The organism is Anaerococcus marasmi (assembly GCF_900290195.1).
GTDB classification, from domain to species: domain Bacteria; phylum Bacillota; class Clostridia; order Tissierellales; family Peptoniphilaceae; genus Anaerococcus; species Anaerococcus marasmi.
This window is the reverse complement of sequence record NZ_OLMF01000004.1, coordinates 844,743-857,890: the sequence shown is the minus strand read 5'-3', so window position 1 is coordinate 857,890 and position 13,148 is coordinate 844,743. Positions and strand designations below refer to the sequence as shown.

Genomic DNA, 13,148 nt, shown 5'->3' with positions numbered 1-13,148 from the left:
TTTCAAAATTTGCAAATAAAGATATAAAAGGAGAATTTTATGGCATTTAAAAGACAAAAAAGACACTTAATTAACTTTGAATTCGAATATCAAGATCTTAATGGAAATGAACAGTTGCTAAGATATGAAGTTGAACATGATACAGACTTAGCTAAGAAGCTTACTGATATGGGAAATCTAGACTTCAATACAATGTCTTCTACCGAGGCTAAACAAGCCCTTAGAAAGGCTTATGATACAATCCTAGGATTTGGGGCTATGGATAAAATTCAAGAAAAGGTATTTGGAGGAGATGACCTCTTACTAACTGACTATATATCTATAGGAAATTATCTGGTAGAGGAAGTGGATAAGGCTAATAAGGAGCTTGAAAAGCTTACTCAATCATTTGCTTTTGCCAAGCATACGCAAGCAGTAGACGGAATTATAGTTGATGAGAAGTGAATAAGTTTATAGAAGGACTACCAAGCTCTATAGATGTAAATGGCAGAAAGATAGCTATAAACACCGACTTTAGGGTTTGGATTAAGTATGAAGAGCTTATGCTAGATGAAGATATGAAAGCAGATAAGCAAATTATGGAGGTCTTAGATACTTGTTTAGTAGATGACTTTTCCATTACAAGTCTAGACGATTTGGAAAAATTATTCGATGGCTTATTAAGTTTTTATGGACTAGGTCAAAAGATAGAAAATAGCAAAGAAGAGAAAGAGAGCGAGGAGGATGATTCAGACTTTAGTAACCCTAGTAAGGTTTATTCATATGAACACGACTGGTCTTATATCTACTCAGCTTATATGGAGTGCTACAATATCAATCTTTTTACCGCTAATCTTCACTGGTGGGAATTTAAGGCTCTTTTTAATAGTCTTAATGACGAGTGTCTTTTCTCAAAAATAATGTCTTTTAGATCCATGAAAATTACATCTAAGATGAGCAAGGATGAAAAGAAATACTATAGACAAATGAAAAAGCTTTATGCTTTGCCAGATGAAAGAACCGAGGAGGAAAAAGAAAGATCCTTTGCAAGGTCTATGATGGCAAGCATGCAAATATAAAGAAAGTGAGGTGAAATATGGCGAGTGATGGTAAACTGCTATTTGATACCAAGCTAGACACCTCAGGATTTAAAAGTGGCTTGTCTTCTCTTACCGCTATGGCAAATGCAGCAGGTAACGGCATAAAAAGTGTTACAGATAAGGCGGTAAGTGGAATTAAGACAGGCTTTAAGGCTGCTGGAGTGGCAGCTGCAGGTTTTGGAGCTTACTCAGTAAAAGCAGGGGCAGACTTTGACGCTGCTATGAGCGAAGTTGAAGCTATATCAGGTGCCTCAGGCAAAGAGCTAGAAGCCTTAAGAAGCAAAGCCAAAGAGATGGGAGCTACAACAAAGTTCTCTGCTACCCAATCAGCCGAAGCCTTAAAATACATGGGTATGGCAGGCTGGAAGAGCCAAGAAATGATTGATGGTTTGCCCGGAATTATGAACCTTGCTGCTGCTTCTGGTGAGGATTTAGGACGTACTTCTGATATTGTAACGGACGCCTTAACTGCCTTTGGACTAACTGCACAAGATACAAGTGAGTTTGTCGACGTCTTGGCAGCGACTTCAACCGCTTCAAATACCAACGTATCATTAATGGGTGAAACCTTCAAGTACGTGGCACCAGTAGCGGGAGCGTTAGGATACAAAGTTCAAGATGTTGGTGTAGCTATCGGACTAATGGCTAACGAAGGAATCAAAGGGTCACAAGCAGGAACTTCTTTGAAAAACGCACTAGCTAGACTTGCAAGCCCAACAAAACAAGTCCAAGATGAAATGAATAAGCTTGGTATATCTATAACTGACTCCAACGGAGAAATTAAGCCTTTCAATCAGCTTATGGGTGAAATGAGAGAGTCTTTCAAAGGGTTAAGCGAAGAACAAAAAATACAAGCAGCATCTACATTGTTTGGTAAAGAATCAATGTCAGGTATGCTTGCGGTCTTAAAGGCTTCAGATGAGGACTTTAACAAACTCACTAACTCTATCAATAACTCCACAGGTGCTGCAGAGAAAATGGCTAAGACCATGAACGACAACCTTAAGGGCGATTTAACTATATTAAAGTCTGCCTTAGAGGGGCTAGGAATAGCTTTATTTGAGCATGTCGATAATCCTTTTAGAGAGGTAGTCCAATCAGTAACTAAGCAGGTTGATAGACTCAACAAGGTTGTTACAAGAGATATAGGGCAACTTCCTAAGGTTTTGGGTGATATGATAGCAGAAGGAGCGGTGGCGATAGCTGGTAAAGCTCCTAAGTTTATTGAGGCAGGTAAGACTATAATCTTAAGCTTACTTGATGGGTTACAAAAGAATTCTGATAAGCTAGCAAATAGTGCAGCCGAGATTATAACTTCCCTAGTAACCGCCTTTATGGAAGTAGGAGCAAAACTCTTTGATGTAGGCGGAGATATTTTAGTTAAACTTGCAGAAGGACTTACAGCAAATGCTCATATCTTAGTACCAAAAGCGATAGAAATTATAGGAAAACTAGCCGAAAGCTTTAATAGAAATGCTGTAAAACTTTTAAAAGTTGGGCTTGACCTACTTAAAGCCATAGCTAGAGGGATAGCAGAAAATCCTGACGTCGTTGTGAAAGCTGTTCCACAAATATTAATGGCTTTATCCATAGCTTTTGCAGCCTTTAAAGGCCCAGCGGTAGCTAAGAAAATGATGGCGTCATTAGCTAAAGGAATACTTGGAGAGAAAGTAGCGGTAAGTAAGTCTGCAGATGGTGTAATTAGTAATTTGATACAGTCTTTTAATGATAAAGGATTGAAGTTAAATACTGCAGGCGGAAAGCTTGTAGACAGTATAGCTAAAGGTATATCCGGAAAAGCCTCATCTATGAAAAAGGCAGGCCTTGAAACTATAACACCTTTAATAGAGGGCATAAAGACAGGCTCTGGAAAGATATCTAGTATCGGTAAGAATATAGTTACTACTCTATCGACTGGAATTAATAAAGCTGGAGGAAGTAAGCTTGCAACGGTCGGAAGTGGCCTTATGAAATCTTTAGGAAGCGGTGTTTCTAAAGGATTTGCTCTTATTTCTAGTTTAGCAGCTAAAATAATACCTTTAATAGCTGGAATTTTATCAAATCCTATAGGACTTATAGCGGTAGGTGGTATATTAGTTGCCTTTATAATAAAAGGATTTAACCTCGATATACCAAAGATTGCTAATTCTGCAGGTAAAATCGTAGGATCAATAGCGAACAAGATTAAGCAAGGAGCTTCCGCCCTCGTGAATGTCGGGAAATCTTTAGTTAGTAAGATAGGCGACGGTATAGATGCAGCTAAAGGCTTTTTTGCAGATGTTCACTCTAAAGGGATTATATCAGTACTAGGCAGTAAGCTGAAAGCTGGTGTAGGTAAGCTTAAAGACATAGGTAAATCCTTTATAGACGGTATCAAACAAGGTTGGGAAGAAAACGAAAATAAAGTTTCCGACAAGGCTAAAGACCTACCTAAAAAAGTTAATGATTCAGTAGATGGAGCTGAAACTAAGCCTACTGGAGAAAACATGGTCCAAGGTGTTGTTGATGGTCTAAAAGACGGAACTACAGACATTTCAACAGCCTACAAAGACCTAATCCAAGGTGGAGTATCAGACTCAGACGCTAGAGCTATTATTAGGCAAGAAGGTAAGGCAAGCGTAGAAGAATACGCCCAAGCTATATACGAAGGTTCAGAAAATGTTAGAAGTGCTTACACAGCCATAAGAACATCTGGTCTTGATACAATGGAAGCAGCTGAAAAGTTCTTTGAGATTGCTGGCCTTAACATCGATGGATATGTAAATGGTACAGAAGAAGGCGGACAGACATACCGAGAAATTCTCCAACAATTTATGGAGGATGGCTTTAGCGAAATAGAAGCTGTAGAAAAAACTACCGAAATAGCCCGAAAGAATATGGAAGGCTATCAAACGGGGACAGCCGAGGGTAAAGAAAGTATCCTAAGTGAATATAAGACTATGATGGATATGGGACTTACCGAATTAGAAGCTTTTGATGAAATGTTTAGCAAAGGTCAGATAAATGTTGATGCCTTTGCCCAAGGTTCTGGTTCAGCAAGTGAAGCTGCTTTAGGAGTATACAGACAATTAATCGACTCAGGTCTTACATCTCTACAAGCTGTAGAAGCTATGAACCAAGCTGGACTTTTAAATATGGAAGGCTTTGGTGCAGGTACTGATGCAGGCCGTGCAACAGCAGAACAAGCCTATATAGCCCTAAAAAATATGGGGCTAAGCGAAGCAAATATCCAAGAAGCTTTGAGTCAATTAGGATATAAAAACGCAAGTGCCTATGGCGAAGGTGTATCAAGTGGGGAATTTAATGTTTCCAGTGCTTATCAAACTACCTTTGCTAATCCTCTAGAGGCTAGATCGTCTTTACTATTCAATGACGCTCAACAATCGGGTTTAAATACTGGAACGAACTTTGCTGACGGTATCGGACGCTCAACTATGGATGTAACTACTAGGTCTCAAATGCTAGGGCAAACTGCAACAGATAATCTTGATGCAAGTAGTCAAGAAGCCCAAACCAAAGGTAACGAGCTAGGCAATCAATTTGCGGGAGGTATAGACTTATCCAAGCCTACAGTAGATGCTTCAACCGAAGCAGTAGGACAAGGAGCGGTAAGCTCTTTAGATAGTAAGGTTCCTGGATTTGAAAATGCAGGACGTACAGCTATGAATGGCTACACTACTGCTATAAGCTCTGGAGCTAACAAGGTTGTAGCTGATGTAAACTCTATGGGTAATCAAATCCAATCAGCTCTAAATGCTACATCTAGCCGAGCGAGTGCAAGTGCCAACGCCATGATGAACAATATAACATCTAGTGTAAATAGCGGAGCTAATAGGGTACAAAGTGCTTTTAGCGGTTTGCAATCTAGAATAAATTCAACCTTTAGTAGCCTAAGTTCTAATGTTTCAAATCAATCTAGAAGCATGATGAATAACTTTGCCTCTGCGGTTACAAGTGGCTCTAATAAGGTTAAAAATCAGTTTAACAACATGAGTAACAGTATAAACGCAAAGATGAGAAATACATCAAGCCAAGTAAAGTCAAATGCTAACTCAATGATGAATGGCCTTGTATCAGCTATAAGTAGAGGAGCAAGCAGAGCCAAGTCAACCGTGTCTTCAATGTGTTCTAGCATGGTAGGGACTGTAAATGGCTATCGAGGTTCTTTCTCTTCTGCTGGATATAATCTTATGTCAGGTCTTGCTGGCGGTATATATGGCGGTAGGTCTGGTGTAATATCAGCTGCGGTCTCAGTTATGCAATCGGCAGTATGGGCAGCTAAAAGAGCAGCAGCTATACACTCCCCTTCTAGAGTAATGAGGGACGAAGTCGGACGAATGCTTACAAAAGGTCTAGGAATAGGTATTGAAGATGAAGAAGGCTTTGCAGTTAAAAAGATACGAAATACCATGGAAGCTATTAGAGATAAAGCAAAGAAAACAGTCCTACTGAATAATAGCAAACTAGGCACAGACTTAGCTTATAGCCTTGCAGGTGGATCTATACAAAATAAACAAGAAGTAGAAGTACAAGTTACAAATGGAGCTGTAACAAGTGTAATTAATCTAGATTCTAGAGAAATAGGAAAAGCAGTAGCTCCAATTGTAAGCCAAGAAATTAGTAAAGAAAAGAGGCGTAGAGGGTGATAGCTTTTAATTTAATTAAAGATTTAAGGCCATATCAGGCTCATGTTTTGGCATATCCTGAAATCGGGAATACCGAAGTCGTAAGAGATGAGTTTAAGACTGATAGTGGTCTAGTTTTTTATAGTAAAAAGAGGACAGCTTTCGCCCCTGTCTCTTTTACTATAGAATTTAAAGGAACTAAAGAAGAAATAAGAAAAAACAGAAATAAAGTATCTAGTATTTTAGAATATTCAAAAATCACTTTTGATAATGAAATATTTTATCAAGGTAGATTCTTAGCTGAGAGCGTGGAAACGAGATATTTCTACAAAAATGTTACTTTTAAGGGTCAAGCAATAGCCATGCTTAATACGCAAGTTAATGAAATCCCTATAGGCGAAACAGTAAGGATTTACAATAACGGAAATCTTCCTACTCCTTGCAGAATAAGGTTAGAGGGCAAAACGCCGTATGAAGTGAGAATCAAGGGATTTGATGATGATATAAGCGTCCATGGATTAGATGGAGAAGCGATTATAGATTCTGAAAAGGGGCTACATATAGCAAATATGGAAGACCAATTTAATATAATAAGCTTTCCATATATCACCGATTATGTCGATATATTGGTAGAAGGTAAAGAAGGCTTTAGGTGCTTCTTAGAATTTGAAGGGAGGGTCTTATGCTAGTTTATAAAAACGATATAGATGAACAGTTTGTTTTCTCTTACTATAGAAATCTATATTTTGATGTAGGCATAAACGAACTAATAAGCCCTGTCTTTGAAATACCTAAGGAATATAGACATCTTTTTGAGGTGGAAAGCCAAATAATCGAAGATGGCCAGCTATATGATATAAAGAACATCGAGCCCTTTTATGGCGGTTATAAGGTGGAATGTAGGCAAGCAGTCTACACCTTACAAGCTAAATTTAATAAGAGTTTAAACTTTCCGCATCAGACTTTTGAAAATATTTTAAAAGGAATCTTACCACAGGGTTGGTCTTATAAGATTGTCGGAAATCTCAAAGAGAGAAGGACAATTACAGCAGACCATAAAGATAGTTGGCAGGTCTTTAGTGAAGCTATAAAGAAGTTTAACTATGAGTACAAGATCAATTCAAGCAAACAAGAAATCATAGTGGGAAAAGAGTTAGGCACCGACAGAGGGGCTTACTTTATGGATGACTTTAATATTGATGATAAAGATATCACGGAAGAATCTTTTGAGTTTGCTACCAGGATAATTCCTGAGGGTATGAACGGCCTTAAAATTAATCAAATAAACAATGGCAAAGATTATCTGGAGGACAAGTCCTATTCTTGGAAGACTATAACCTACCATTGGAAAGATGAAAGATATACAAACATCGAGAACCTTAAAGAAGCGGCAGCGGAAAAACTTAAAGTGTTATCTAGACCTAGAATGACAATAAAACTTAAGGTTAAAGATTTATCCGAAGCAGTAGGTGTCTATGCTCAAAAATACGAGGTTGGAGACTATGTATATCTTATAGACAAAGATAGGAAGACCAAAGAAAGATTTAGGATAACAGGAGGGAGATTTTATCCATATAAGCCTTTTGAAAATGAGTTGACCCTGGCTAATCGACCAGTAGACATAGTTGATGATGTAAAAGAGACTATAGAACTTACAAAAGAAATGTGGGAGGAAACCAGGGTAAGGTTTGAAACCACAGATGAAGCTATAAAAAGCTCTGTATCTACTGCTAAAAGATATACCGATGATAGTTTTAAGACTTACAAGACTGAAAGAGAACAAACTGATAGCAGGATATATGAGTCCATAACAGAATCAACAACCTATGTAGACCCTAAGACAGGCCAAACCAAGCCTATAATAGATAAGCAATTAGAGATTGACAAGACTATAGAGGGTATAAATATTTCGCTAAAGGACCAGCTTACAGCTAATAAAGATTTTGCTGATAGTCTAGAAGGAATTAAAGCAAGTATAAGCGAAAATAATATAAATATCAACGATAAAATAGATAAAGACTTAGCCAAGGTCAAGAAAGAGTTAGGGGATAGCATAGACTATACTAAGGTTGACTTTAAGAAAAGGCACGACCTCCTAGCCCTAGAGCTTGAAAGTGCAAGTAAGAGCATAAGTGAAGCTAATATAGAACTAGGCGAATTGTCTAATAAATTTGATGATTTTAATACCACCGCCGAAAATAAGTATCAGATTATCGATAAAGAGATATTAGGTATTAAAAGCAATTTTAAAGTCGCTAGAGAAGAAATCACAGCGGAAATCACTAGTGCAAGTAAGACCCAAGAACAAGCTATCAATCAGATGGGAAAGGATACAGAAGCTAGCATAAAAACGTATCTAAATGCTAACTACTCCACCAAGACCCAGACAGACGAGAAAATAAGTCAAGAGGTAGGGAGCTTAAAGACCTTAGTCAATAAGGATATAGGAGACCTATCCAAAGAGATAACCCAAGCTAAGTCAAAGATAGAGCAGACAGACAACCGCATCACTTCTAGTGTCGAATCTATCACAAAAGGGGTAGATGCAAAGGTTGGAGCTAGTATAGAGCACACCAATAACGAAGTCAATAGCTTAAGAGATTATGTAAGCAAAAATTATACTACCATAACTCAAACAGATAATGCTATAAGTGCAATAATAAGGAGTGTAGAAAAAGACATAAGTTCCTTATCTACTGAGGTGAGGTTAACCAAATATGGCCTAGAAAGTAAGGTCTCTGCTAATGAGATCATATCCAAAATCAATCAATCCCCCGAAGCGGTCAAAATACAAGCGAGAAATATTGACCTTACGGGTAATGTTAGCGTAAGAGGGGACTTCACAACCTTAAATGGCTATGGGGAGCCTGGTATACACATAGCTAACAACCAAGTAACGTGGAGCGACGACAGATGGACTGGGAAGCGATTTGGAGAAATAAATGTTACAACTAATACAGATGATGCCAGTCAATTCTCTCTCAATATGGGGCATTATCCTACAGGACAAATGATATTTACTTACTATGATAATGATTCTAGAAGATGGATACGCTATATGTCTTTTGATAGATGGAACTATACGAGAGATGGAGGAGCGGCCCACCCCATTATTATGAATGAGGGTGTGAGATTTAAGGGAGAATCAAAGTTTGAAAATATCATACACTTTAAGAGAATGCGATTAAGGGAATACAACAACGGAATAGCTCTTGAAAATTATGATGGCAATGGAATTTTCATCAATACAGATGGAGTTGTAAAAGTAAGCGTAGGCGGAAGCTTAAGAGAAGTAGCTACTAAATAATATAGGAGGATTTATGGACCCAATTGTGCAAGTATATGCGGACAAATTAAAAGCAAGAGATTATGAAAATGCTGTGTGCATAGTTGAAATAGCAAAATTACAAAAAGAAAATGACAAATTAAGAAAAGAACTAAAAGAACTTAAGGAAGAAAAATCAGAAAATAAAGAAGACAAAGAAGACGAAAAAGAAGGTGAGTAGATGGATACTACTAATCTAAGGCAAATTGAGGGCGGTACCGTCATCAAGCAGGCTGATAGGTCCTCTGTCCTATCCTTTATCCTCCAAGATGCCAAAGGTAGGGAGAAAAAGCTTGATGGCCAGTCGGCACAGGTAGCCTTATATACAAATCATGGTAAATTTTGGGAGACGACCACTACAGTAAAAGGTGCGGAAGTCTCTTTTTCATTGCCCGGTAATCTTGCGGTAGATGACTATCTTCTTGATATAAGCGTGGCCGGATATGTCTTTCCAAGTGATAGGGATCTAATTGTAAGAGTTACCCAAGGCTTTAAGAACCTACCAGACAAAGAAACAGCCGAGCGAGCAAAGCAAACCCTGGAGGAAATCACAGCAGATGTCCAAAAGCAAGCTGATGAAAAGCTCAAGCAAACTATCACGATTATAACAAATAAGAAGGACACATTTACCTCTTATGTCGATACCAAAACTAGAGAAGTATCAACTACAGGGGATGAGTATCTAAAGAATATAGAAGCCAGTAAAAGCCAAAGTATAAGCGATATAAGGAAAGCTGGCAAGGCAGAAAGTGATAAGATAAAAACCAGTAGCACGGAAGCGATAAGCCTTATAGGAAGCAAGAAAGACCAAGCCCTTAAAGATATAGACTCTGAGGCTAAGAATATATCTGATACAGTAAAAACGGACGTAGCGGGCCTACTTAAAGACTATGTAAGCAAAGAGCCAGGCAAGGGACTTAGTGATAATAACTTTACTAACGCGTACAAGACTAAGCTTGATAATCTTGATAAGGATATAGATAAAAAATTAGAGCCTAAAGCAGATAAGACAGAGGTAGATGATGAAGTACAAAAGCTTAAGGACCTTATTTTTGATAGTGAGGTCAAGTACCAAGATGATATGGTATATGTCCTAGACCCATACATTGAGGACGGACAGGTAAAATTTAAGCCTAAAGAGATAGGCAAACTGGTAGCCAATGACTTTTTGAGGGTCAATGTCGACTCAGACAAGTATAGGTTCAGAATAAAGTCAACCAGCCAAGGAGTTATCCTTTTTTACTCTATGACCGACGAAGACTTAAGATATGCTATCCATGTATATCCCCAAATTAAAGATTATGAAATTGATTTTGGCAAGAAGGTTACTGGGGAGATGATTTTTACGACTGTTACTATGCCAGAGGATAAGGTGTCAGTTATAAGAGAGGAGGGGCTATGATTGTTAATGAGAATTTAATCAAACAATCATCAATAGTTTTAGAAGCAAAGGATATCGCTTATCGATATGGGGCGGTATTCCTAGATAGTCTTAATTTAGTTGAAGGTGCCACCTATACTTTTTCAGCTAATTTAGATTTAAGCGAAGGCAGTGAAGGTAAAGTTATTGTGTTTGATAAAACTTACACAGTCTATAGCAAAATTTCAATGTTTAGTACAAAAAATCGTAGTGGCTTAACTTTTGTATATAAAGGAGATTCTACACATAGAATAGCTTGTTATGCAGGGTTGACTGGCAGTACTGATGGTGTAAGTGCTAGATACACCAATATAAAACTAGAAAAAGGAGACAAGATGACACCTTACTTACCACATAAAAGCAACGTAAAACCCGAGAATCAAGCCATTTTCCCAATCGGGGGGGGTATCACGAAGTCTACCCTCTATAGTGGAGACAAGGGGGTTGGTTTATGTTAATTAACCCTAATTTGTACGAAGGTGATAGAAAAATTATTGCAGAGCCTAAAGATATGACTATGGCAAGGTATATTGGTGATTTAACTAAATTGATAGCAGGAGAGACTTATACTTTTTCTTGCAAAATGAAACAAATACCAGGAGAGGGACGAGAAATTGACAATTTTGTCCATATTGTCCAAGGTCATAATGAAAGGTACAAAAGTTACGGTGCCTATCAAGTAAAATCTATAGAAGATGGATTTTTAACTTTTACCTTTACTTATATAGCAGAAGCGAACTCCATATTGTGCTATACCGCTTTATCTTCAAAAACAAATAATATGGGAGCTGAATGGTCTGAAATCGAAATTGTAGAAGGTGAAAACAGGAATCCCATATTTGTTCCAAGTGAAAAAACCCTAGAAACGGCTAAACGTCAATATTTTATCGGGGGGGGGGTACGTTCGAAGAGATATTCCCAATCTCTTAAGTTCCCTAGGCAATCTTCTTATAGGAAGGAGGTTGCAGCGTGATTATTAATAGAAACTTTATTAAAAAAAGTAATAAAAATACAATAGAAGTAACACGAATGGAAAATACTGGTGTATACGACTATAGAGTTGTGATAGAAGATGAATTTTGGAATAACTTTAAAAGCGGAAATACCACTTTATCATTCTGGTTTGCACCTAAAGAACCTTTAGAAAAGGATAGAAATTTTGTTGTCCATTATAGTGATGCCCCTTATTATCAATTTGGAACTATACACTATCCAGCAGGAACAAATGAACCTAAATTTTATAAGTTTACTTTGGTGACAAAAAATATTCCAGAAACATATAAAACATTAAGTTGGTTTATAAGATTCAAAGAATACGATTTAGGAAAAACATTTTATTTAACCCAAAGTAAATTAGAAGTAAGTAATGGAAATAGCTTTTACATTCCTAGCAAAACGGACTTAGAACCTAGTAAACAAGCCATTTATCTAGCGGGGGGGGGGGTATTCCAGGAAGTGTACCCACTCTAAGCTTAAAACTAGTCGATTTCGACCAGTTAAGAATGGGGGTGCTTTATGTTAGTTAAGCACAACCTACTACTCAATGGTGGACGACTTCAAATTCCAGAATATGTATATGACAAGACTATGGCAAATATTAGCTTAAAGGATAATAGAGTATATGTAACTGATTTAAGAACATCTATGGCCGGATTTACCATAGATAAATTAAGAGAAAGCACCCTAGCACTAAATAATGATAAGACCTACTATATAGGTTTTTTTGGCCGTGTAGAAGGTAATATAGATATCTATAAGGGTCAATATAAGCCTTATCAAACTAAAGGTGATTTTAATTATATAGAATTAAAAGGTTCGGAAATCACAGGACCTATGCACATAAGGTCAAGTAGCGGGGCTAATGTTACCCTAGAAAGCATTTGTTTGTTTGAAGGGGAAATAGGAGATATCTTCGTATCATCTAAAGGAGACTTACCTAAAGACAAACGACCCCTACTCCCACCCGAAGGAGATTACAAAGAAATACAACCAAGGTAATTAAGAGAGCTTAGACTCTCTTTTTTATATATAAAAATTAAGGAGGTACGAATATGTACAGAATACAAAAAGCATACTACACAGGAACTGACGAAACTAAAGTAAGACTCACACTACAAGAGCCTTATAGGGACTTTGTCGTATCTTTTAAGGGAGATATGACGGAAGTTGACGATGAAATCCTAGAGCAAAGGGCAATCGCAAAGCTTGCTAGGGAATTTAATCCATCAAGGGCCCTTGAAGACCTAGCCCAAAGACAGGAAGAGCAAGAACAATCAATAAAGTCTATACTTAAGACCATAACCCTTGCTAAAGACTTGTCCGACGATCAAAAGGAAGAAATCCTATCTAGATACGAAGAGTACCAAGAGAATAAAGAGTACAAGGAAGGCGACAAGTTTAACTTTGAGGGAAGAATCTATGAAGTTATACAAGAACATAGAAGCCAAAGGACCTGGATTCCATCATCAACACCAGCCCTATATAAAGAGTTCCTTGATGTCAAAATCACAAATCAAGATGGAGAAGAAACTGAGGTAGTGGGAGAATTTAAGCAACCTACAGGGGCTCATGATGCTTACAAGAAAGGGGACAAGGTAAGCTTTGAAGGGGCTATATACGAGTCAATCATAGACAATAACACCTATAGTCCAAGCGGATATCCTGACGGTTGGAATTTAATTGAAGGTTGATTAATAGGT

The 13,148-nt window shown here is 37.7% G+C and carries 12 protein-coding genes; all 12 read left to right on the top strand.

From position 1 onward, the window contains the following. Positions 1 to 39: 39 nt before the first annotated feature. Genes C7D97_RS04430 through C7D97_RS04375 form a run of 12 tightly spaced genes read left to right on the top strand, consistent with a single transcriptional unit; the run spans position 40 to position 13,139 of the window. Positions 40 to 444, top strand: coding sequence for a hypothetical protein (locus C7D97_RS04430; protein ID WP_105300912.1), 405 nt, complete (start codon positions 40 to 42; stop codon positions 442 to 444). Beyond that, a complete protein-coding gene (locus tag C7D97_RS04425; RefSeq protein ID WP_105300911.1) occupies positions 441 to 1,058 on the top strand; it encodes a Gp15 family bacteriophage protein in 618 nt (205 codons plus the stop codon). Before C7D97_RS04430 ends, C7D97_RS04425 begins: the two co-directional genes overlap by 4 nt. A gap of 17 nt (positions 1,059 to 1,075) precedes the next feature. After that, the gene (locus C7D97_RS04420) at positions 1,076 to 5,725 is read left to right on the top strand and encodes a phage tail tape measure protein (RefSeq protein WP_105300910.1); all 4,650 of its coding nucleotides are present in this window, start codon (positions 1,076 to 1,078) and stop codon (positions 5,723 to 5,725) included. Further along, complete coding sequence (locus C7D97_RS04415) at positions 5,722 to 6,393, top strand: hypothetical protein (RefSeq protein WP_105300909.1); 672 nt, start codon at positions 5,722 to 5,724, stop codon at positions 6,391 to 6,393. Before C7D97_RS04420 ends, C7D97_RS04415 begins: the two co-directional genes overlap by 4 nt. Then, positions 6,387 to 9,011 carry a phage tail protein gene (locus tag C7D97_RS04410; protein WP_105300908.1) on the top strand — a complete coding sequence of 875 codons (2,625 nt, stop codon included), beginning with the start codon at positions 6,387 to 6,389 and terminating at the stop codon, positions 9,009 to 9,011. Before C7D97_RS04415 ends, C7D97_RS04410 begins: the two co-directional genes overlap by 7 nt. A 13-nt stretch (positions 9,012 to 9,024) precedes the next feature. Beyond that, positions 9,025 to 9,210, top strand: coding sequence for a hypothetical protein (locus C7D97_RS04405; protein ID WP_105300907.1), 186 nt, complete (start codon positions 9,025 to 9,027; stop codon positions 9,208 to 9,210). Continuing rightward, a complete protein-coding gene (locus C7D97_RS04400) occupies positions 9,211 to 10,431 on the top strand; it encodes a hypothetical protein (RefSeq protein ID WP_105300906.1) in 1,221 nt (406 codons plus the stop codon). Further along, positions 10,428 to 10,907, top strand: coding sequence for a hypothetical protein (locus tag C7D97_RS04395; protein ID WP_105300905.1), 480 nt, complete (start codon positions 10,428 to 10,430; stop codon positions 10,905 to 10,907). Before C7D97_RS04400 ends, C7D97_RS04395 begins: the two co-directional genes overlap by 4 nt. Beyond that, positions 10,901 to 11,422, top strand: a complete 522-nt coding sequence (locus C7D97_RS04390) for a hypothetical protein (protein WP_105300904.1) — start codon at positions 10,901 to 10,903, stop codon at positions 11,420 to 11,422. The genes C7D97_RS04395 and C7D97_RS04390 overlap by 7 nt, the downstream gene beginning before the upstream one ends. Further along, positions 11,419 to 11,919 carry a hypothetical protein gene (locus C7D97_RS04385; protein WP_105300903.1) on the top strand — a complete coding sequence of 167 codons (501 nt, stop codon included), beginning with the start codon at positions 11,419 to 11,421 and terminating at the stop codon, positions 11,917 to 11,919. Before C7D97_RS04390 ends, C7D97_RS04385 begins: the two co-directional genes overlap by 4 nt. Before the next feature lie 45 nt (positions 11,920 to 11,964). Continuing rightward, positions 11,965 to 12,447: a hypothetical protein gene (locus C7D97_RS04380; protein ID WP_105300902.1), complete on the top strand. Its 483-nt coding sequence runs from the start codon at positions 11,965 to 11,967 to the stop codon at positions 12,445 to 12,447. A 53-nt stretch (positions 12,448 to 12,500) separates the two neighbouring features. Continuing rightward, positions 12,501 to 13,139, top strand: a complete 639-nt coding sequence (locus C7D97_RS04375; RefSeq protein WP_105300901.1) for a carbohydrate-binding protein — start codon at positions 12,501 to 12,503, stop codon at positions 13,137 to 13,139. Positions 13,140 to 13,148 lie beyond the last annotated feature (9 nt).

Excerpts from the sequence above, each read along its gene's own strand:
- C7D97_RS04420 (WP_105300910.1), top strand. The coding sequence starts at position 1,076 with ATGGCGAGTGATGGTAAACTGCTATTTGATACCAAGCTAGACACCTCA.
- C7D97_RS04430 (WP_105300912.1), top strand. The coding sequence starts at position 40 with ATGGCATTTAAAAGACAAAAAAGACACTTAATTAACTTTGAATTCGAA.
- C7D97_RS04375 (WP_105300901.1), top strand. The coding sequence starts at position 12,501 with ATGTACAGAATACAAAAAGCATACTACACAGGAACTGACGAAACTAAA.
- C7D97_RS04395 (WP_105300905.1), top strand. The coding sequence starts at position 10,428 with ATGATTGTTAATGAGAATTTAATCAAACAATCATCAATAGTTTTAGAA.
- C7D97_RS04380 (WP_105300902.1), top strand. The coding sequence starts at position 11,965 with ATGTTAGTTAAGCACAACCTACTACTCAATGGTGGACGACTTCAAATT.
- C7D97_RS04390 (WP_105300904.1), top strand. The coding sequence starts at position 10,901 with ATGTTAATTAACCCTAATTTGTACGAAGGTGATAGAAAAATTATTGCA.
- C7D97_RS04400 (WP_105300906.1), top strand. The coding sequence starts at position 9,211 with ATGGATACTACTAATCTAAGGCAAATTGAGGGCGGTACCGTCATCAAG.
- C7D97_RS04410 (WP_105300908.1), top strand. The coding sequence starts at position 6,387 with ATGCTAGTTTATAAAAACGATATAGATGAACAGTTTGTTTTCTCTTAC.
- C7D97_RS04405 (WP_105300907.1), top strand. The coding sequence starts at position 9,025 with ATGGACCCAATTGTGCAAGTATATGCGGACAAATTAAAAGCAAGAGAT.